General features: G+C 67.3%; 18 protein-coding genes and 1 pseudogene. 15 read left to right on the top strand and 4 right to left on the bottom strand.

The features are described 5' to 3' along the window. The 11 genes and pseudogenes from BM287_RS13675 to BM287_RS13620 form a co-directional block, all read left to right on the top strand. A pseudogene (locus tag BM287_RS13675) lies at positions 1–327 on the top strand (hypothetical protein); the annotation flags it as partial. A gap of 106 nt (positions 328–433) precedes the next feature. Next, on the top strand, positions 434–829 hold the full coding sequence (locus tag BM287_RS13670; RefSeq protein ID WP_211772985.1) for a low affinity iron permease family protein: 396 nt from the start codon (positions 434–436) through the stop codon (positions 827–829). Positions 830–960: 131 nt separating this feature from the next. Continuing rightward, a complete protein-coding gene (locus BM287_RS13665; protein WP_090040516.1) occupies positions 961–1,941 on the top strand; it encodes an MIP/aquaporin family protein in 981 nt (326 codons plus the stop codon). A gap of 40 nt (positions 1,942–1,981) precedes the next feature. Continuing rightward, on the top strand, positions 1,982–2,506 hold the full coding sequence (locus BM287_RS13660) for a DUF488 domain-containing protein (protein ID WP_090040518.1): 525 nt from the start codon (positions 1,982–1,984) through the stop codon (positions 2,504–2,506). 152 nt (positions 2,507–2,658) lie between these two features. Then, positions 2,659–2,985 carry a hypothetical protein gene (locus tag BM287_RS17625; protein WP_139230690.1) on the top strand — a complete coding sequence of 109 codons (327 nt, stop codon included), beginning with the start codon at positions 2,659–2,661 and terminating at the stop codon, positions 2,983–2,985. A gap of 9 nt (positions 2,986–2,994) precedes the next feature. Continuing rightward, on the top strand, positions 2,995–4,155 hold the full coding sequence (locus tag BM287_RS13650; protein ID WP_090040524.1) for a hypothetical protein: 1,161 nt from the start codon (positions 2,995–2,997) through the stop codon (positions 4,153–4,155). 26 nt (positions 4,156–4,181) lie between these two features. Beyond that, positions 4,182–5,015, top strand: coding sequence for a hypothetical protein (locus tag BM287_RS17620; protein WP_211772984.1), 834 nt, complete (start codon positions 4,182–4,184; stop codon positions 5,013–5,015). Between the two features lie 36 nt (positions 5,016–5,051). Further along, the gene (locus tag BM287_RS13640) at positions 5,052–5,321 is read left to right on the top strand and encodes a hypothetical protein (protein ID WP_211772983.1); all 270 of its coding nucleotides are present in this window, start codon (positions 5,052–5,054) and stop codon (positions 5,319–5,321) included. Between the two features lie 888 nt (positions 5,322–6,209). Further along, on the top strand, positions 6,210–7,679 hold the full coding sequence (locus BM287_RS13630) for a DUF6421 family protein (RefSeq protein ID WP_090040531.1): 1,470 nt from the start codon (positions 6,210–6,212) through the stop codon (positions 7,677–7,679). Further along, positions 7,676–8,383: an SDR family NAD(P)-dependent oxidoreductase gene (locus BM287_RS13625; protein ID WP_090040533.1), complete on the top strand. Its 708-nt coding sequence runs from the start codon at positions 7,676–7,678 to the stop codon at positions 8,381–8,383. The genes BM287_RS13630 and BM287_RS13625 overlap by 4 nt, the downstream gene beginning before the upstream one ends. Continuing rightward, positions 8,380–9,453 carry a threonine aldolase family protein gene (locus BM287_RS13620; protein ID WP_090040534.1) on the top strand — a complete coding sequence of 358 codons (1,074 nt, stop codon included), beginning with the start codon at positions 8,380–8,382 and terminating at the stop codon, positions 9,451–9,453. The genes BM287_RS13625 and BM287_RS13620 overlap by 4 nt, the downstream gene beginning before the upstream one ends. A 218-nt stretch (positions 9,454–9,671) precedes the next feature. Here the strand turns inward: BM287_RS13620 and BM287_RS13615 are convergent, their stop codons facing one another. The 3 genes from BM287_RS13615 to BM287_RS13605 are packed head-to-tail and all read right to left on the bottom strand — an operon-like array spanning position 9,672 to position 12,863. Then, positions 9,672–10,562: a carbohydrate ABC transporter permease gene (locus tag BM287_RS13615; protein WP_090040536.1), complete on the bottom strand. Its 891-nt coding sequence runs from the start codon at positions 10,560–10,562 to the stop codon at positions 9,672–9,674. Further along, positions 10,559–11,557 (bottom strand): carbohydrate ABC transporter permease, encoded by a 999-nt coding sequence (locus BM287_RS13610; RefSeq protein ID WP_090040538.1) that lies wholly within the window; start codon positions 11,555–11,557, stop codon positions 10,559–10,561. The genes BM287_RS13615 and BM287_RS13610 overlap by 4 nt, the downstream gene beginning before the upstream one ends. Then, positions 11,550–12,863, bottom strand: coding sequence for an ABC transporter substrate-binding protein (locus BM287_RS13605; RefSeq protein WP_090040541.1), 1,314 nt, complete (start codon positions 12,861–12,863; stop codon positions 11,550–11,552). Before BM287_RS13605 ends, BM287_RS13610 begins: the two co-directional genes overlap by 8 nt. 203 nt (positions 12,864–13,066) lie before the next feature. Here BM287_RS13605 and BM287_RS13600 point away from each other — a divergent pair, with 203 nt between their 5' ends. From BM287_RS13600 to BM287_RS13585, 4 genes are all read left to right on the top strand, one after another. Then, positions 13,067–14,077, top strand: a complete 1,011-nt coding sequence (locus BM287_RS13600) for a LacI family DNA-binding transcriptional regulator (RefSeq protein WP_090040543.1) — start codon at positions 13,067–13,069, stop codon at positions 14,075–14,077. 50 nt (positions 14,078–14,127) lie between these two features. Continuing rightward, positions 14,128–15,915 (top strand): glycoside hydrolase family 2 protein, encoded by a 1,788-nt coding sequence (locus BM287_RS13595; RefSeq protein ID WP_090040545.1) that lies wholly within the window; start codon positions 14,128–14,130, stop codon positions 15,913–15,915. Between the two features lie 104 nt (positions 15,916–16,019). Continuing rightward, positions 16,020–16,343 carry a hypothetical protein gene (locus BM287_RS13590; RefSeq protein WP_090040547.1) on the top strand — a complete coding sequence of 108 codons (324 nt, stop codon included), beginning with the start codon at positions 16,020–16,022 and terminating at the stop codon, positions 16,341–16,343. 224 nt (positions 16,344–16,567) lie between these two features. Next, positions 16,568–17,158, top strand: coding sequence for a nitroreductase family protein (locus tag BM287_RS13585; RefSeq protein WP_090040549.1), 591 nt, complete (start codon positions 16,568–16,570; stop codon positions 17,156–17,158). A 131-nt stretch (positions 17,159–17,289) separates the two neighbouring features. Here BM287_RS13585 and BM287_RS13580 read toward each other — a convergent pair whose 3' ends face one another. After that, on the bottom strand, positions 17,290–18,354 hold the full coding sequence (locus BM287_RS13580; RefSeq protein ID WP_090040551.1) for a zinc-dependent alcohol dehydrogenase family protein: 1,065 nt from the start codon (positions 18,352–18,354) through the stop codon (positions 17,290–17,292). Positions 18,355–18,356 lie beyond the last annotated feature (2 nt).

Genomic DNA, 18,356 nt, shown 5'->3' with positions numbered 1-18,356 from the left:
CGGCACCGTGAGCCCCGCACAATGGCCTACTTCGAACGGCGCCGCGCGGAGCAACTCACCGACCGCGACATCATGCGTTGCCTGAAACGACACGTCGCGAACGAGGTTTATGCCGCCCTGCTCAACCCCGCCACCGACAACCCGGTCGGACGCGAACTCCGGGCACGCCGACAGGCGATCGGCACACCGATCAGTGTCCTCGCCGCAACGCTCGGCGTCCCCTACCAGCGGCTACGACGACTCGAGATCGGCACCCGCGCCGACCCCGAACTCGAACAACGCGCGAACCTCGCGCTCGCTCAACTCGAAACACCGCAGGCCGCTTGACAGCAATAGGAGCATCCACAACGGGCCGGAAAGGGAGGCGTGGACCCGGAGACCGGGGCGGGGTGAGGGTGGAGAGAGCGACAGTGGGCTCATCAGGGAGGCTGGGATGACTGAGAAGAAGATCGTGATGCCGAGCGACGTCAGTCCGGAGATCGGCTGGTTCGACCGCTTCGCGGACAAGGCGTCGAAGGTCGCGAGCCGGGCCTGGTTCTTCGCGTTCTGCGTCCTCCTGGTGGTGATCTGGGCGCCCTCGTACTTCGTGCTGAGGAGCGTGGACACGTGGCAGCTGATCATCAATACAGCGACGACGATCATCACGTTCCTTCTCGTGGCGCTGCTGCAGAACAGCCAGGAGCGCGCCGATCAGGCCATCCAGCAGAAGCTGAACGCGATCGCCGACTCGCTCTCCGACCTCATGGAGAGCCAGAACCTGCCCGAGGACGCACGCGAGCTGCGGCAGGCGGTGGGACTGGAGAACTTCGAATCCAGCGACGGCCGCTAGGACGCCCCGGCCCACCGCATCCGCCGGCGGCGCAAACCGGATGACATTCATTCATTGCGTAACCGCAACGACGGGTGGACACTATGTGCTGACGGCGCGATGCGGCGCCGACTCCTCCCGGAGGTGTGCAAATGACGGATGACACGATTCCCGTGCTTGTCAGAGGCTCGGGACTGAAACGACGAGGCGGGCTCTGGGGCGAATGCCTCGCAGAGTTCCTCGGGACCTTCGTGCTGATCGCCTTCGGCGACGGCGTGGTCGCCATGGCGGTGGCCGCCCTTCCCGGTTCCGGCCGTACGAGCGGCCCGACCACCTTCTTCCTCGGTTCCGGCGACTGGCTCCTCATCACCTGGGGATGGGCACTGGCCGTCGTGTTCGGCGTCTACGTGGCCGGTGGTGTCAGCGGCGCCCACCTCAACCCCGCGGTCACCCTGGCTTTCGCCGTCCGCCGTGGTTTCGCCTGGGTGAAGGTGCTGCCGTACATGCTGTCCCAGCTGCTCGGGGCGTTCGTCGGTGCCGCACTCGTTCTCGGCGTGTACGTGGCCGCGATCAACACGTTCGATGCGGCGAGCAAGGGCCCCAAGACCAACGGGCACACCCTCGCGTCCTTCTCGATCTTCGCGACCTTCCCGGCGCCCTACTTCAAGGGCAACATGTGGGGTCCGCTGTTCGACCAGATCGTCGGCACGATGTTCCTCGTGATGCTGATCGTCGCGGTCATCGACCTCCGCAACACAGCGGTCAAGGCGAACCTCGGGCCGCTGATCGTCGGCTTCGCCGTCGCCGCCATCGGAATGTCCTACGGCGCGAACGCGGGCTACGCCATCAATCCGGCGCGTGACCTCGGCCCGCGGCTGCTGGCCTGGCTCGGTGGATGGGGCGACCTCGCGGTGCCGGGGAACGGGCCCTGGTTCAGCTGGTACCTCTGGGTGCCGATCCTGGGTCCACTCATCGGCGGCGTGATCGGCGTGCTCCTCTACGACCTGTTCATCGGTGATGTGCTCCACGCCCGCCTGCTGCGCACCGGTCCGGCCGCTCCCGCGATGCCGGAGGCACCGCCGCGGCCTCCGGGGCCCGACACCACCGAGCCGCGCCTGCGACGCCGGACCTGAGCCGCCGGCCCGCACCGCCGGGAGCGCACGCTCCTGATCGATGACGACGGTCTACACGATCGGGCACTCGACACGCAGCTTCGACGAGGTGCTCGGGATGCTGCGCGCGAACGGCGTGACGGCGCTGGCCGACATCCGGCACTTCCCGTCGTCGCGCCGGCTCCCGCAGTGGAACCGGGAGGCGATCGCCGCCGCCCTGCCGTCCGATATCGAGTACCGCTGGCTCCCGAGACTCGGCGGACGGCGCCACACCCCTGCGGGCGTCGCCAGCCCCAACGACTACTGGCAGGTGGCCGCCTTCCGGGCGTACGCGGACTACCTGGCGACCGATGAGTTCGCCGAGGGACTTGCGGAGCTGATCGCGCTGGCGGAGGTGCGCCGGCCGGCGATCATGTGCAGAGAGGCCGTCCCGTGGCGGTGCCACCGCCGCCTCGTCACCGATGCGCTGCTCACCGCGGGCGTCGAGGTCTTCGACATCCTGTCGCCCGCCTCCGTACGTCCGGCCGTGCTCAACCCGCGCGCACGCGTGCTCGACGGGCACCTCGTGTACCCGGCCGCGGGGTAGCGAATCACTGCGCTGCGGCGAGCTTCTCGATACCGCCTCGACCGCGCCGGCGGCATCGGCGCCTTCCCGGGGCTGGTCGCTGGTAGAGGGTCGGTGTAACGGTTACCAGGAGGCGTTTGATACATTAGGGTATTGATGACATGATTCCTGTCATGGATCGAGAGGTCGTTGTTTCGATGGAAGTGAGTATCAGCCCGACCGCAGTGCTGCAGGGAGCCGCGCCGCTGTCTGCCGTGCGAGGGTCGCTGCCCAGTGGTTCGTTGCCGCCGGTATCGGGAGTTGGAGACCAGTCGGTGGATGCTGCGCTGATCGACCTCGAGGATTGGTGGACGACGATGAGCACTGGGGTCGCGGAGGATATCGCTGCCCTGCATCAGTTGGTCGCGGCAGCGGCGAGTGCCCACGTGGCAAGGGATCGTCAGGCTGCCGCGGATATCCAGAACAATGGCGACCGCATGGCCTCCTTCCGGGTGAGCTAGGGCTGCGTCATGGACGATTTCACAGAAGAAGATCCGGGTTTCGGCGAGCCGGGGGCGTTGGATGGGTTGACCGGGCGCCTGAGGCAGGACCAGTACAGGCTGGAGGAAGCCCACAACGCCGTGCGGAAATCAGCCGAAGCCGTCCGCGAGCACTGGCACGGCAAGACCGGAGAGGCGGCAGCTGCGGCCCATGATGCGCTGATGACCAGCATCATCAGCAAGCACGCGGCGCTCGACCGTGCGTGGCTGGCCTTCCAGACGTACCGGGACGAACACGAGGACGTGAAAGATCAAGCGCGTGCCTGGGTCAACCAGCTAGCCGAGGCACGCCAGACGATCGGTTCAGCGGCCGCCATGGTCAAGGGGCCACGGACGGCGCCGGGCATGGACGAGGTGATCGCAATGGCGACTCGGACCAAGATCGCGGCCCTTCTGGAGGAGCAAGAGGCTCTAGAACGACTCGCAACCCTCTATGAAGAGCGGGCCGCGGCGGGGGCAAGGCTCCGGTCGGCGATCACGGATATCACCGACGAGCAGTACGGCTCTGGAATCACCGCACGTGCCGTCGACAATCCAAGCGACGGATTCAGAGCAGCCACGGTTGTGTCCGTCGCTTCGGTCAAATCCAGCAACGGCAACTTCGGCTACCCCTTCGGGTACGACCACGAATACAACCTTGGGCCTGCTCTGAAGGGAAAGACACCTGAGCAGATCTTTGCCTACATAAAGTCCCATTTCGGCGAGGTCTTTCCGCCCGCATACCGATTGGACGAATCATTGCGCAGCCTCACGCTCACTCATGTTGGTCAGGTAATTCACACCGAGCTTCGTGGGCTCGACTTAGACATGGTCGCGGGGGACATCAAAGTGGCAAAACTCACATCGACTAGTTACACGATTGAGTCCCTTCCCGGCCACCCTGAGTACCCGGGAACCGTCCAGTTCTCTATCCGTAGGGGCGCGAACGGAGACAACTACCTTGACGTGAAGGCGGGATACAAACAGCCAACACTTGCAATTGACAATGAGCTCTACGCCGCCTTTACGGCGGGGTTGTGGAACGACTACCCGACGAACATCAGGTTGGGCATGAACGGTTTCCAAGAGCCTCAAAGTCCGTTCGACTCTGATTACGTTGCACCGAATCCGTTTGACCCGTCGGCGCGATGATCGGCTCTGCTCCCGTTGCTGGGGCAGTGAGACATGGACCGTGGGTTGTTGTTCTGGCCGTCCTGCTTGTCTTCCAGGTCACGCTGTGGACTGACGCCATTGCCAGCGGGCAGTGGGGGTACTTCCCGATCGCGGTGAACCTTCTTCTGACCCTTGGTGCCCTCTCTGGCGCAGTTCTCAGTGGACTGGCGTATCTTGCGAACCTTCTGGGCACACGCTCTGGCGCGCAGCGTTCTCGGCGGTTCTCGGTGTGGGTCGCAATTCTCGGCACAGGTCTTTTCGTAACCGCGTGGGCCTCATTCCGCTCCGGCTTCGAATCCTGGGGTACTTGGCGAATGTTTCCCGCACTCCTCCTCGGTTCCGTGATTCCTTTCCTTTCATTGCTTTTCTGGCCACCCGGGCTGCCCAAGCGATCGCCGACTGCGATCAACACTTCGCGGCGACCCTGGTTCGTTGTCGGCGCTATTGCGATCGTCTTCCAGATCCACACGGGAATGTATGTCGTGGCAAACGAGGGGTGGACGTTGAATGTCTTGCCCGGATTGATCTTCATGACCCCGACGACTTTGGTCGCCAGCACGTTCTACGGGCTTGTGTTCGGCTGGGCGGCCCTCACTGTCAACCACCTAGCGTGGACCCGCACGGCGCTACCTCGTCTCTGGGTTCGAGTCGCAGTGGCGGTGGTTCTTGCGTTGCTCTTCGATGCGGCCTCGCTCTGGATCTTCGCGGCCTTTCCATTCGGGCGTCCCGCGTTCGTCGTACCTGACCTGCTGGTCGGCTTCTTGCTTCCGATGATGGCGCTGCTTGTCTGGCCTCCGGGGCTTCCGCGCCGACGCGTCCTCGCCGGACGTGCAGTGTGATTGCAAGTCGAGGAGACGTTGGCCAGGGTCGTCTTATTGGCGACATTGCTCGCGTTCCAGTTCCCGTATTGGACGTTGGCTCTGGCCCATGCGCTGTGGGGGCATTTTCTCGTCTACATGGTGTTCAGCCTGGTCCTGGGCGCACTCTGCGGTCTCGCCCTGGGCGGTCTGGCCTACCTCTGCAACCGCCTAGGAAGGCCCCAGGGAGAACTCACTCCGATCTCTTTGTTGTGCAGCTGTAACCGCAGCCGCGGAAACCGCGCACAACAAGCCGGCCTCGGCACCACCTCGCGCACCTGGTCGTAGAAACAGCACAGCCCCTCAGACAAGGTGTCCAAGGGCTGTGATGAGCCTCGCCTAGCTACTCAGGACTCAGTTCGCTCACCTTGCTTGCCGTTCACCCTTTCCAGCCGACGTAGAAAGAGCCACAGCGGAACAAGTACGACCAGCGTGCAGAGATAGAGACCTAACGCGGGCAGGTTTGCGGGGTTCGTGATTCCTCCCGGCAAAACTCCTATGAGCAGGCCCAGGACGAAGGTCCAGGCCGGAGCTACGGAACATGCCCAACGATTTGCTTTCATCTCACGCCCTCATGCAGACCTATACCTCCGCCGAGTCCACCGAGGCGAAGCCTGTCAGGCTCGCTCCGATGACGCAGGCCCCTGCCAGCGCTGCGGCTAACATCAGTACACGAGACTTCTTCATTGGGTACTTCCTTTCGTTCAACGACGAACGAAGTGGACAGATGCCCGTCACCCGGTAGGCCGGAACGGTCGTAGTCCACACTGACGGTCGTGCTCCACAAGGGCGGTATGCCCTCTTGCCTACTCAGACGCAACAAGTCCCAGTTCGTGACGCGGAGTCGTGGACTTTTCGGACGCGTTCGATGCTGTGCATGCTCAGCGGGGACTCGCCGCCGGAAGGGGAGTCCACATCGCGAAGCGAGCGTCCGCAGATCAGACGAATACCGAGCACAGTGTCGAGGTAGCCCGGGGGCTGCCTCGTCTACGGATTCGAGTCACCGCGGCGACGGTTCACGAACAGCGCAGCCGGTAGCGTTTCCCTGCGCTGCACGGCCGTCTGGCGCAGTTTTCCGCCGGAATGGACAAGAAAACGCTTGCGATCCCCGGATAGGCTCGTCTCATCCGCTCACTTTGCTGCATACAGCAGCCGGCCAACGACGGGAGGTTCGTCATGTCTCAATTCGTCCAGCAGTTCCGTGCAGATGCGATTGTCGGGGAGCCCGAGGTCGTCGAGGACGGCCGCTCCGTCCGCGAGGTCGCGACCGACCCCGCCTGGCTGCGTCTCAAGGAGGCGGCCATCGCCCTGCAGGGACTTCAAGCGAAGGATGGTTCGGTCGGGCAGGAATCCGATCGTCCGGCAGCCGCCGAGCACGCCCGCGTCATCGTCGACTCGATCGCCGCACTCGCACCGGCGTTCCCGCACGACGCGTCCTACCTCGCAGCGCTCCAGCGCGACTTCGGGCGCTGGGCGGAGGAGGGCTTCGGCATCCCCGACTTCCTCGACGCGCTGAACGAGTTCCAGCCGCAGCGGCACCGCGTGGATGGGCTCGGCCACCTGGTCGTGTTCCCCATGTACACCCAGAACGGCAGCCCCGACCGGTACGTCGAGGCGCTGCTGGTCGAGGTGATCTGGCCGGAGTTCGTCGCCGAGCTGGAGGCCGGCGACTACGGCAACAAGCTGTTCGTCGCCCTGCGGTTCGTCGACTTCACGCCCGGTTACGACACCAACTCCGCGGTGCTCTTCCCGGAGACCGTCGCGATGCGCGAGATCCCGAGATTCACCTGGGGCGCGATCTTCCAGGACCGGGAGGCCGCCCGCTACCGCCGCGTGGTCCGGGCCGCCGCCGAGATCACCAAGCTGGAGCTGCCGGCGGACGCTGCCGCGATGCTGGACGACCAGCACCTCACGGAGGAGACCTTCGTGATGTGGGACATCATCCACGACCGCAGCCACATGCGCGGCGACCTGCCGTTCGACCCGTTCATGATCAAGCAGCGGATGCCGTTCTTCCTGTACTCGCTGGAGGAGCTTCGCTGCGATCTGACGGCGTTCCGCGAATCGGTGAAGCTGGAGCGCGAGCTCAGCGCGCTGCCCGAGGCCGAGCTCTCGGAGGCGCAGCGCGCCATCCGCGACCACGCGCACCTGGTGCAGTACGCCGTGATCTTCGACCGGATCTTCCGGTTCGCGATCACGGGCACCCGCGTGCGCAACTACGACGGGCTGGGCGGCCAGCTGCTGTTCGCGTGGATGCACCAGCACGGCGTCCTGCACTGGACGGATACCCGGCTCACCATCGACTGGGAGGACGTCCCGGAGGTCGTCATCGCCCTCAGCGACCGGATCAACGAGCTGTACTGGCGTTCGATCGACCGCCCCAAGGTGGCGCACTGGCTCGCCGCGTACGAGATGCTGACGCAGACTCTGACCCCGCATCCCGCATCCGTCTGGGCGCGCGGGCTGTCCGACGAGGTGCTCACCGGCGCGCCGAAGGGCTACACGGACCAGGTGCTGGACGACGAGTTCCCTCTCTCGATGTTCTACGAGGCGCTGAACAAGAAGATGGCCGGCGTCATCGAGTCCACCGCGGGGATCACCGGGGCGACCGATACAGCGGCCGGCGCGCCCGGGGAAGAGGCATGACCGACGCTCGCGTGCCGGACTCGGTGCCGGACTCGGAGCCGGGTGTCGCCGGCCGTCTCGTGCTCATCGCCGGCGCGACCAGTGCATCCGGCGAGGCGGTGGCCCGCGCGCTGGTCGCGGCGGCCGCCCGGGTGCTGGCGGTCGGCACCCGGCAGGAGGCTCTGGATGCGCTGCGCGCGTCCGTCCCGGGCGTCGAGACCCGCGCGTGCGACCTCTCGGACCCGGATGCGGTGGTCGAGCTGGCCATGCGCATCCACCTGGAGTCCGGGCACCTGGACGGCCTCATCCACCTCGTCGGCGGCTGGCGCGGCGGGGGCGGCATCGCGGGGCAGAGCGACGACGACTGGGAGTTCCTCGAGCGCGGCTTCCGCACCCTCCGCAACACGACGCGCGTCTTCTACGACGACCTCGTCGCGTCCCCCGCCGGCCGGCTGGCGATCGTCTCGTCGACAGCCGTCGAGAAGCCGTACCCGGGCGGCGCCAACTATGCGGCGGCGAAGGCCGCGGCCGACGCGTGGGTGCGGGCTATCGCCCAGGGTCTCGCCAAGGAGGCGCCGCACGGCGCGGCCACCGTGTTCGTCGTCCAGACGCTCCAGGGCCTGGAGGCGCAACTCGGCCGGGAGGTCGTCGCGCTCTGGGACGCCGAGGCCCTTGCGGTCAACGGCCGACGTGTCCCCCTCGATCCTGCGAGGATGGACGGGTGACGCTCCGACTCCACGACCTCACCCTGCGCGGCTTCGCCTCGGACAACTACGCGGGTGTGCATCCCGAGATCCTCGACGCCATCGCTGCCGCCAACAGCGGCCACCAGATCGCCTACGGCGAGGACGTCTACACGGCGCGTCTGCACGAGGTCTTCGCCGAGCACTTCGGCGAGGGCGTCGAGGTCTACCCGGTCTTCAACGGGACCGGCGCCAACGTCGTGGGTCTGCAGTCCATGCTCCCCCGCTGGGGGGCCGTGATCTGCGCGAAGACGGCACACATCAACACCGACGAGGCCGGGGCGCCGGAGAAGGTCGCCGGCATCAAGCTGCTGACCGTCGAGACGCCCGACGGCAAGCTGACCCCCGAGCTCATCGACCGCGAGGCGTGGGGCTGGGGCGACGAGCACCGGGCGCAGCCCCTGGTGGTCTCGATCACCCAGACCACCGAGCTGGGCACGGCCTACACCGTCGAGGAGATCCGCGCGATCGCCGACCACGCGCACGCACACGGCATGAAGCTGCACCTGGACGGCTCCCGCATCGCCAACGCTGCCGCCACTCTCGGCGTGCCCCTGCGGGCGTTCACGACGGACGCCGGAGTGGATGTGCTCAGCTTCGGCGGCACGAAGAACGGGATGCTGTACGGCGAAGCCGTCGTCGTCCTCAACCCGAAGGCCTCCGAGGGGCTCGTCTACCTGCGCAAGCTGAACATGCAGCTCGCCTCCAAGATGCGCTTCATCTCGGCCCAGCTGATCGCTCTGCTCACCGACGACCTCTACCTCCGCTCGGCGGCGCACGCGAACGCGATGGCGACGCGCCTGCGGACGGCGCTCGAGGCGGGCATCGCCGACGGCAGCATCCAGGGCGTCGGGTTCACTCAGGAGACGCAGGCCAACGGAGTCTTCGCGACGCTTCCCAGCGGCGTCGCGGACCGGCTGCGCGAGCACTTCCGCTTCTACGACTGGGATGCGGCGAACAACGAAGTGCGATGGATGTGCGCATTCGACACCACGGAAGCGGACATCGACGCCTTCGTCGCCGCGCTCATCCAGGAATTGCAAGCCGTCTAGTACGTTTGCCCCTCAGATTGGGGCAGCCGGGGTACAAAAATGTCCTCCATTTAGCCCACACGAACGGCCGACTTCGTGTAGTCTCAAAGAGCGCCGGGGGAACCCGAATATCCGCCGACGTAACCCCGAACGTATGCCGGGCCGTGGAAGAAACCCTAGTCTCCCACAGCCCGGCATCGTGGTTTAACCGGCGACTCCCCTGGTGGCGCGGCGCCGCGTCATCCCTTGACCCCGCTGGAGGCCACGCTCTCCACGATCTGCTTCTGAGCGAAGAAGAACAGGATGAGCACGGGCACCGAGGCGATCACTGCGCCCGCCATCACGATGGCGTAATGCGTGGAGTAAGCGCCCTGAAGCTGGGAGAGCCCGGGCTGCAGCGTCAGATTCTCCGGGCTGAGCAGGACATACACCGGCCACAGGAAGTCGTTCCAGTTCGCCAGGAAGCTCAGGACGGCGAGCGTGGCGAGTGCCGGACGGGCGAGCGGCAGGACGATCTGCAGGAAGATGCGGAAGTCGCCCGCGCCGTCGATCCGCGCGGCCTCCTCGATCTCCGCGGGGAGCCCGACGAAGAACTGGCGCAGGAAGAAGACGCCGAACGCGCTCGCGGCCCCCGGGATGGTGATCGCCCAGATGGTGTCCAGCCAGCCCAGGTTCTGCACGATCAGGTAGTTCGGGATCAGGAAGATGACCGGCGGCACCAGCAGTGTTGCGACGATCAACCCGAAGACGATCCGCTTTCCCCGGAACTCGAGGCGCGCGAGGGCGTACGCGGCCAGGGATGCGGTCACCAGGATGATCACGGACTGCAGCGCCGCCGCCGCGAGGCTGTTCAGGAACCAGCGGAGCACCGGCTGCTGGCCGCTCGCGAGCGTCGTGTATGCATCCACCGAGAACGGGTTCGGCACCACCGAGAACGGGTTCCGGATGGCGTCGCCGTCGGTCTTGAACGAGGTCAGCAGAATCCAGAGCAAGGGCAGGATGACGACGAGGGCGAGCACGATGAGCGCGCCATGGAGCATGGTCGCCCGAAGGGTGGCGCGCGGGGTCCGCGTGCGCGGCGGGCGCACCGTCCGGGTCGTCGTGGCCCTTTCGGGGACGCTTGTCGTCATGAGACGCCCTTCTCTGCCCGCTCCCGCTGGAGCCGGAAGTTGACGATGCTGATGATCGCGAGGAACGCGAAGAGCACGTAGCTCATCGCCGACGCGGCTGCCAGGTTGTTCTGCGAGAGGCCCTGATCGGCGATGTACTGGATGGCGGATCGTGTCTGGTTGCCCGGCCCGCCCTTGGTGATGAGGAACGACTGACCGAACATGTTCGCGCTGGCGAGGATCGTGATGGTCACGACGAAGGTCATGACCGGCCGTAGCCCGGGGAGGGTGACGCTGAGGAACTGGCGCCAGGCGCCGGCGCCATCGAGCGCTGCCGCCTCGTAGAGGTCGGCGCTGATGCCCTTGAGTCCGGCGAGGACGATGACGGTGTTGAAGCCCATCGTCCACCACACGGTCACTCCGACGAGGGTGATCCAGGCCCACGGCACGTCGACCGTCCACGGCAGATCGCCGGGAAGGCCGATCAGCCCGAGCAGGTGGTTCACGATGCCGGACTGGGTGTCGAGGAGATACTTCCAGATCACGCCGATCACAGCGACGCCGAGAACGTACGGCGCGAAGAAGACGCCGCGGAAGAAGGACCCCGCGCGGATCTTCCGGTTCAGCAGCACGGCCACCAGCAGGGGGACGATCAGCAGCAGGGGGACGCTTCCGAGCGTGAAGATGCCTGTCGCCGCCATCGACTGCCAGAAGTCACCCGAGGTCGCAGAACCCGGGGTGAAGAGGTCGATGTAGTTCTGGAGGCCGATGAACGACTGCGTCGCGCGGAACGGACTCCAGTTCGTCAGGCTGATCCACAGGCCGAAGACCGCGGGCGCGAGCACGAACAGCGCGAACAGAACGAGGAACGGCGCAAGGAACAGGTACGCGACACCTGTGCGACGGCGGCCCGCCGTCCGACGGCCTGACGAGCGCTCCGTGGAGCGGCGGCCCGGGGAGGGGCGGGGCGGCGCCCCGGTCTCCCGGGGCGCCACGAGGGATGCGGTATCAGCCACCGTACTTCGCCTTGTTCTGCTTGAGCAGGGTGTCGGCCTTCGCTGCCGCGTCGTCCAACGCCTGCTTCGGCGACTTCTTTGCGGTGATGGCCTCGTTCAGCGCGACGGTGATCGTCGCTTCGACAGCGGTGATGCCGGGGGCGATCGGCTCGTAGTGCGCGTAGGGCAGCTCGTCGAGGAACGGCTTCAGCTTCGGGTAGTCCTGGACGAGCTTCGGGTCGTTGCGCACCGAGTTCTTGGCGGGCAGCTCGCCGGTCTGCGGCCAGTCGGCCGAGTTGTCGTTCATCCACTTGACGAAGGTGGCGGCGGCGGCGGTCTTGTTCTTGTCCTGGCCCTTGTTGTCCAGGAACATCCAGTGGGTCGAGCTCGACCAGACGGCCTTCTTGTCGCCGATCTGCGGGACCGCGACCGCCTGCCAGTTCAGCTTGTCGAACGCGGTGTTGGTGGTCTGCCAGACCCCGTTCCAGTTGAAGGCCGTCTTGCCGGCGATCAGGGCGTTGATGTTGCCGTCCTGTGCGACGTCGGCCGGGCTGTAGCCCTTCTTGATGAGGTCGGTCATCCAGGTCAGCGCCTTGACCCCTGCGTCGGAGTTGAAGGTCGCCTTGGTGGCATCCTTGTCGAACAGGTCACCGCCGTACTGCCACAGCAGGCTCTCGAACTCGAACGTGCCGCTGAAGACGTAGCCGTCGACCCATTCGCCGTGTACTCCGGCGGCTTTCAGCTTCTCGAGGGCGGCCAGGTACGCGTCCTTGTCCGCCGGGATGCTCGTCGGATCGACCCCGGCCGACTGCAAGACGTCCGTGTTGACGTACAGGCCGAGCGGAGTGACGCTCCACGGGACGGCGTACTGACCGCCGTTGTACTTCCCGGCGTCGAGCAGCCCGTCGGGGAAGTCGCCGGCCGTGTAGCCGAGCGCTGTGACGATGCTGTCCGCCTTCAGGACCAGGCCCTGCGCCGCGTAGGTGGCGATGTCGTCGCCGTGGCCGACCGCGACATCCGGACCCTTGCCCGCCTTGACCGCGAGCGGCATCTTGCGGGCGATGTCCGCCCATTCCATCGGCACGTCCTTGACGACGATGTTCGTGTGCTCGGCGTTGAACTTCTCTACCAGCTTCGGCACGAGCACGGGTGCCGCGCCGCCGGTCCAGCCGTTCCAGAAGCTGATGGTGACTTTCGGCCCGGTGTAGTCGCCGGAGGAGACTGCCGCCCCTCCGGATCCGGAGTTGCTTCCGCAAGCGGTCAGCGCGAGCCCGAGGCCCGCCGTGACCGCTACGGCGATCGCGCGTGCAGCGAATCGCTTCTTCATGTGATCTCTCCCTCGAGTGTGCCGTCCACGCAGGATTCCGCCGGGCGAAAAACGTGATCGGAGGCTGCTCGGTGCGGGGGCACCGGCACGTTCCGCGAATTTACAGCGCTGGACAACGACCTGTCAACCACGCGCTGCGACGACGGCCGGTCCCTGTAGAGTGACACCGCGGGTGCGGCATCATGACGCGGGAAGGAAGCGCGATGGCGGTCAGGCTTCAGGACGTGGCGGAGCACGCCGGAGTGTCCATGAAGACGGTCTCCAACGTCGTCCGCAACTACGCGCACGTCAGCCCGCAGATGCGGGAGCGGGTGCAGCGCGCGATCGACGAACTGGGCTACCGGCCGAATATCATGGGCCGCCGTCTCGCCACCGGCCGGACGGGCCTCCTCGCCCTGGCCTTCGCAGACGTGACACTCCCGTACTTCGCGGAGCTCGCGCGGGTCGTCGCCGACGAGGCGGAGCGGCGCGGGTACCGGGTGCTGCTCGAGCAGACGGAGGGCACCATCGAGGGCGAACGGGCCGTCGTCTCGGCCGGCGAATCGGGCCTCGTCGACGGGATGATCTTCCAGCCGAGCGTGATGAACTCCGCGGAGCTGGCGCAGTCGCGCACGGACATCCCCCTGGTCGTGCTGGGCGAGAACGCTGCGCCGCTGACGGTCGATCGCATCATGATCGACAACGTGGAGGCCGCGCGGATCGCCACTCAGCACCTCCTCTCGCAGGGTCGGACCCGCATCGCGTTCGCCGGCCACGAGGCCTCCGGCCCGAGCCGGACCTCCCTGCTGCGGATCGCGGGCTATCAGCAGGCACTGGAAGATGCAGGTCACACGGCGGATCCGCAGCTGCTCATCGCGAGCTCAGCCGTCTCGGCCGGCAGCGCGGTCCAGGCCGTCGGCGCGGCCATCGATGCCGGCCTGCGGTTCGACGGCCTCGTCTGCCGCGACGACCTCGCCGCGATCGGTGCGCTGCGCGCGCTGCAGGAGCGCGACTTCCGGGTGCCGGAGGACGTAGCGGTCACGGGATGGGACAACACCCCGATGACGGCGGTGACCTACCCCTCGATCACGTCGATCGCGCCCGACATGCGCGCTCTCGCGACACGCGCCGTCGACATGCTGCTCGACCGCGTCTCTGGCTTCGATGGGATGGGGCGTCACGAGCTCGCGCCCTTCTCGCTGGTCGTCCGGGAGAGCGCACCCACGATGTCCTGAACTTCTGGTTCCCGCTTTACAGCGCTAGACGAATCGGGCAAGCTAGGTGGATGCTCACTTCGGAGAATCCTGTCGACCCGGCCACCGCGCAGGACGGCTGCTATCCGCGGCCCCAGCTGGTCCGCGCCGGCTGGCACGACCTCTCCGGAGAGTGGACCTTCGCGTTCGACGACGACGACCGCGGTGGGCAGGAGCATTGGGAGACCGCCGGCGGGTTGAACGGGACCATTCAGGTGCCGTTCCCTTTCGAGTCGGAAGCCTCCGGCGTGCGCGACACGGGCTTCCATCCCGTCGTCTGGTATCAGCGCGTGGTGCTGCGGGACGAACTCCCTGCCGGTGAGCGTCTCATCCTCCACTTCGGAGCCGTCGATCACTCCTGCGAGGTCTGGGTCGACGGACGCTCGGCCGGGCGACATGAAGGCGGTTCGACCCCGTTCTCGCTCGACATCACCGACCTCGCCGGCGAGGGCGACTTCTCGATCACGGTCCGTGCCGAGGACGACCCGGCGGATGTCGCTCAGCCTCGCGGAAAGCAGGACTGGCGGCGCCATCCGCATTCGATCTGGTATCACCGGACGACGGGAATCTGGCAGCCGGTCTGGCTCGAGGCCGCCGCAGCCGTGCGCCTGGAGCAGCTGCACTGGCTGACGGATGTGCCAGCGGGCGAGGTCACCGCTCAACTGCGGCTGAGCCGGCCCGCCCCGGAGGGAACGACCGTACTCATCGAGGTCTCCCACGGCGATGAGCTCCTGGCCCGGACCGAGACGACCGTTTGGGGGCGCGAGGCGGAGGTGCCCTTCCGCATCCACCGGCAAAGCAACGGGCAGGCCTACGAGGAGCTGCTGTGGTCGCCCGCCCATCCCACTCTGCTGGATGCGACGGTGCGTCTCCGGGTTCCCGGTGCCCCCGGAGACGCGGTGTCGTCCTACTTCGGCCTCCGGTCGACGACGGTCGAGGGCGGGCGCTTCCTGCTGAACGACCGGCCGGTGTACCTCCGGTCGGTGCTCAACCAGGGCTATTGGCCCGGCACGCACTCGGCCGCGCCGAGCACGGACGCTCTCCGTGCAGAGGCGCAGCTCATCCTCGATCTCGGGTTCAACGCGACGCGGCTGCACCAGAAGTACGAGGATCCGCGCTTCCTGTTCTGGGCCGACACGCTGGGCCTCCTGGTCTGGGGGGAGGCGCCTGCCGCGTACGCCTTCACGCCTGAGGCGGTGCGCCGCGGCATTGCGGAGTGGTCCGCCATCCTGGATCGCGACCGGTCGCATCCCTCCATCGTCACCTGGGTTCCGCTCAACGAGAGCTGGGGTGTGCAGCACATCGCGCACGACGAGCGCATGGTCGCCTACGCGAAGGCGCTCGTCCACGTGACCAAGACGCTGGACCCGAGCCGTCCGGTCATCTCGAACGACGGATGGGAGCACGCGGAGTCGGACATCCTGTCGATCCACGATTACGACCACCATGCCGAACGGGTGCGGGAGCGCTACGCGAGCCGTCAGGGGATCCTGGGTTCCGTCTTCACTTCTGCGGGCCGTCGTCTGATCGTCGACGCATCGCAAGGGACGGACGCACCGCTGATGGTCACCGAGTTCGGCGGCGTCTCGTACACCGAGACCGACCAGGGGGACGCGTGGGGATACTCCACCGCCACGAGTTCGGCGGACCTGGTGGAGCGACTCCGCGCGTTGGTCGGCGCCATCCGCTCATCCGGTGCCATCGCCGGCTACTGCTACACCCAGCTGGCCGACACCGGCCAGGAGACCAACGGAGTCCTCTTCGAGGACCGACGACCGAAGGCCCCCCTGGAGGAGTTCCGCGCGATCTTCGGGGCCTGACGCCGCCCAGGACGCACCGCGACGGCCTCCCGCGAGGGGAACGCCGGCCGCCTCGCCGTAGCGAGCAGGTGCCGAGGCAGGCGGAACGGCGTACCGTGCGTGGCATGACCGACACGCGAACCGCCGATGCGACCGCAAGCGACGTGCTCCCCGAGGCCGAGGTCGCCGGGCTGAGCGCGAAGACGCTGGCCCACGTCATCCACTATCGGCGCAAGACGTACGTGGCCAAGCCGTCCGAAGGGTACGCCCTGCTCAAGCGGGTGCGGACGCTGCTCCGTGACGGGACGACGGACCTCGTCCCCCTCGTTCATCGCGATGGTTTCGTCTGGCTGGTGGTCGGCCCGAACATCCCGATCGCGATCGACGAGGTCGAGACCGACGCGGGCCACACCGAGAAGCACACGCTCAAGCGCCTCGAACTGGACTGACTCCCTCCGCCTTTCGCGCTCTCCCCTTCGCCGAAGTGCTCGTTGTTGCGGGCGACACGCCGTCCGGGGGTGCAACAACGAGCACTTCGGCGAGGAGACGAATGGATGCGAATGGATGCGCGGGAGCAGCGGCCGGGAATTCCTCCGCGAATCATGTGTTTACATGGACATAGCCAGGCAATGGAGCCGACCCCATCCCCACCGAGCATCCCCTGGAGGAGCCCATGTCCATCGCCGAGGCCGCCACCCGTACCGCCGACACGTCCGCGCCACTGCTGACCACGCTCGCCGAGCGCTGGAGCCCCCGCGCATTCGACCCTTCGGCCGAGGTGGATGAGACCGTCCTGCGTTCGGCACTCGAGGCGGCGCGCTGGTCGCCGTCGGCCTCGAACACCCAGCCGTGGCGATTCATCGTCGCCCGCCGGGGCACTGCGGAGTTCGACACCATCGTCGCGAACCTCCAGGGCTTCAACCAGGCGTGGGCCGGAGCTGCCGCAGTCCTCATCGTCGCGGCCGCCGAGGTCGTCGACGCAGACGGCCGCGAGCGCCGCTGGGCCACCTACGACCTCGGGCAGGCCGTGGCGCACCTCACCATCCAGGCCCACCACGACGGGCTGTACGCGCACCAGATGGGCGGCTTCGAGCCGGAGGGACTGCGTCAGGCGTTCGACCTCGACGAGCGATTCGAGCCGGTCTCGGTCACCGCGATCGGTGTGCTCGGCGACCCGGAGTCGCTGCCCGATCCGCTGCGCGAGCGCGAGTCGGCGCCGCGCAGCCGTCGTCCGCTGGAGGACATCGTCCGCTACCACGGCTGACGCCGCGGGGGACCCGGTCGTCGCGCGGCCGGCGGCCCGTCGGTAGACCCGCCGGTCGGCCGGCGGGCCGGCGGCCTGCGCACCGGCGAGCACTCGGCCGACCCGCCGCCGCGCCGTCGGTCCGGTACGACCTACGGGCGCACGAGCGTCTTGATGGCGCGCCGCTCATCCATCGCGGCGTACGCCTCGGCGATGTCGGTCAGCGGAAGCTCCAGGTCGAAGACGCGGCCCGGCTCGATCGCGCCGGACCACACATCCGGCAGCAACTCCTCGACGTAGTTGCGCACGGGAGCGACGCCGCCGTTCACCCCGATGTTGCTGCCGAACAGCGGGCGGACCGGAAGCTCGGGTCCGCCGTTCGGGACGCCGACGTAGCCGACCATCCCTCCGGGGCGCGTGGAACGGATCGCCTGGTCCATCGACTCCTTGGTGCCCACCGCTTCGAGCACGCAGTCGGCGCCGATCCCGCCCAGCAGCTCCACGACGGCCGCGACGCCGGCGTCGCCGCGCTCGGCGACGATGTCGGTCGCGCCGAACTCGCGGGCCAGCGCCTGGCGGCTCTCGTGACGCGACATCGCGACGATCCGGGATGCTCCGAGCCGCGCCGAGGCGAGCACTGCGCAGAGGCCGACCGCGCCGTCACCGACGACGACGACCGTGCTCCCGGCCGTGACGCCGGCGGAGACCGCGGCGTGGTGGCCGGTCCCCATCACATCCGACAGCGTCAGCAGGCTCGGGATGAGGTCCGCGCGCGGGTACCCGGGCGTCGCGACCAAGGAACCGTCGGCGTGCGGGACACGGACGTACTCGCCCTGGCCGCCGTCGGCGAAGCCGCCGTTGCGGTCGTCCGCTCCCCACCAGCCGCCGTGCAGGCAGGAGGTGCTGACGCCGTTGCGGCAGTTCACGCACGTCATGTCGCAGTCGTAGAACGGGGCGATCACGAAGTCGCCCGGCTTGATCTTCTGCACGCCCGGGCCGACCTGCTCGACCACGCCGACGAACTCGTGGCCGATGCGGCGCGCCTCCGTCGTGGGAACCACCCCGCGGTAGGGCCACAGGTCGCTGCCGCAGACGCAGGCGGCGACCACCCGGACCACGGCATCGAGGCCGTCGGCGCCGGGACCGGTGTACAGGACGGGAGCAGGGACCTCTTCGAGGCGCACATCGCGTTCCCCGTGGATGACAGCAGCACGCATGC

The organism is Leifsonia sp. CL147, assembly GCF_900114565.1.
GTDB lineage: Bacteria > Actinomycetota > Actinomycetes > Actinomycetales > Microbacteriaceae > Leifsonia.
This window is presented reverse-complemented; position numbering and strand designations above follow the sequence as displayed.

What these genes read in the sequence shown, in the direction of transcription:
- BM287_RS13650 (WP_090040524.1), top strand. Translation starts at nt 2,995, where the DNA reads ATGGACGATTTCACAGAAGAAGATCCGGGTTTCGGCGAGCCGGGGGCG.
- BM287_RS13605 (WP_090040541.1), bottom strand. Translation starts at nt 12,863, where the DNA reads ATGAAGAAGCGATTCGCTGCACGCGCGATCGCCGTAGCGGTCACGGCG.
- BM287_RS13600 (WP_090040543.1), top strand. Translation starts at nt 13,067, where the DNA reads ATGGCGGTCAGGCTTCAGGACGTGGCGGAGCACGCCGGAGTGTCCATG.
- BM287_RS13670 (WP_211772985.1), top strand. Translation starts at nt 434, where the DNA reads ATGACTGAGAAGAAGATCGTGATGCCGAGCGACGTCAGTCCGGAGATC.
- BM287_RS13580 (WP_090040551.1), bottom strand. Translation starts at nt 18,354, where the DNA reads ATGCGTGCTGCTGTCATCCACGGGGAACGCGATGTGCGCCTCGAAGAG.
- BM287_RS13625 (WP_090040533.1), top strand. Translation starts at nt 7,676, where the DNA reads ATGACCGACGCTCGCGTGCCGGACTCGGTGCCGGACTCGGAGCCGGGT.
- BM287_RS13615 (WP_090040536.1), bottom strand. Translation starts at nt 10,562, where the DNA reads ATGACGACAAGCGTCCCCGAAAGGGCCACGACGACCCGGACGGTGCGC.
- BM287_RS13590 (WP_090040547.1), top strand. Translation starts at nt 16,020, where the DNA reads ATGACCGACACGCGAACCGCCGATGCGACCGCAAGCGACGTGCTCCCC.
- BM287_RS13665 (WP_090040516.1), top strand. Translation starts at nt 961, where the DNA reads ATGACGGATGACACGATTCCCGTGCTTGTCAGAGGCTCGGGACTGAAA.
- BM287_RS13660 (WP_090040518.1), top strand. Translation starts at nt 1,982, where the DNA reads ATGACGACGGTCTACACGATCGGGCACTCGACACGCAGCTTCGACGAG.
- BM287_RS13585 (WP_090040549.1), top strand. Translation starts at nt 16,568, where the DNA reads ATGTCCATCGCCGAGGCCGCCACCCGTACCGCCGACACGTCCGCGCCA.
- BM287_RS13595 (WP_090040545.1), top strand. Translation starts at nt 14,128, where the DNA reads ATGCTCACTTCGGAGAATCCTGTCGACCCGGCCACCGCGCAGGACGGC.
- BM287_RS17625 (WP_139230690.1), top strand. Translation starts at nt 2,659, where the DNA reads ATGGATCGAGAGGTCGTTGTTTCGATGGAAGTGAGTATCAGCCCGACC.
- BM287_RS13630 (WP_090040531.1), top strand. Translation starts at nt 6,210, where the DNA reads ATGTCTCAATTCGTCCAGCAGTTCCGTGCAGATGCGATTGTCGGGGAG.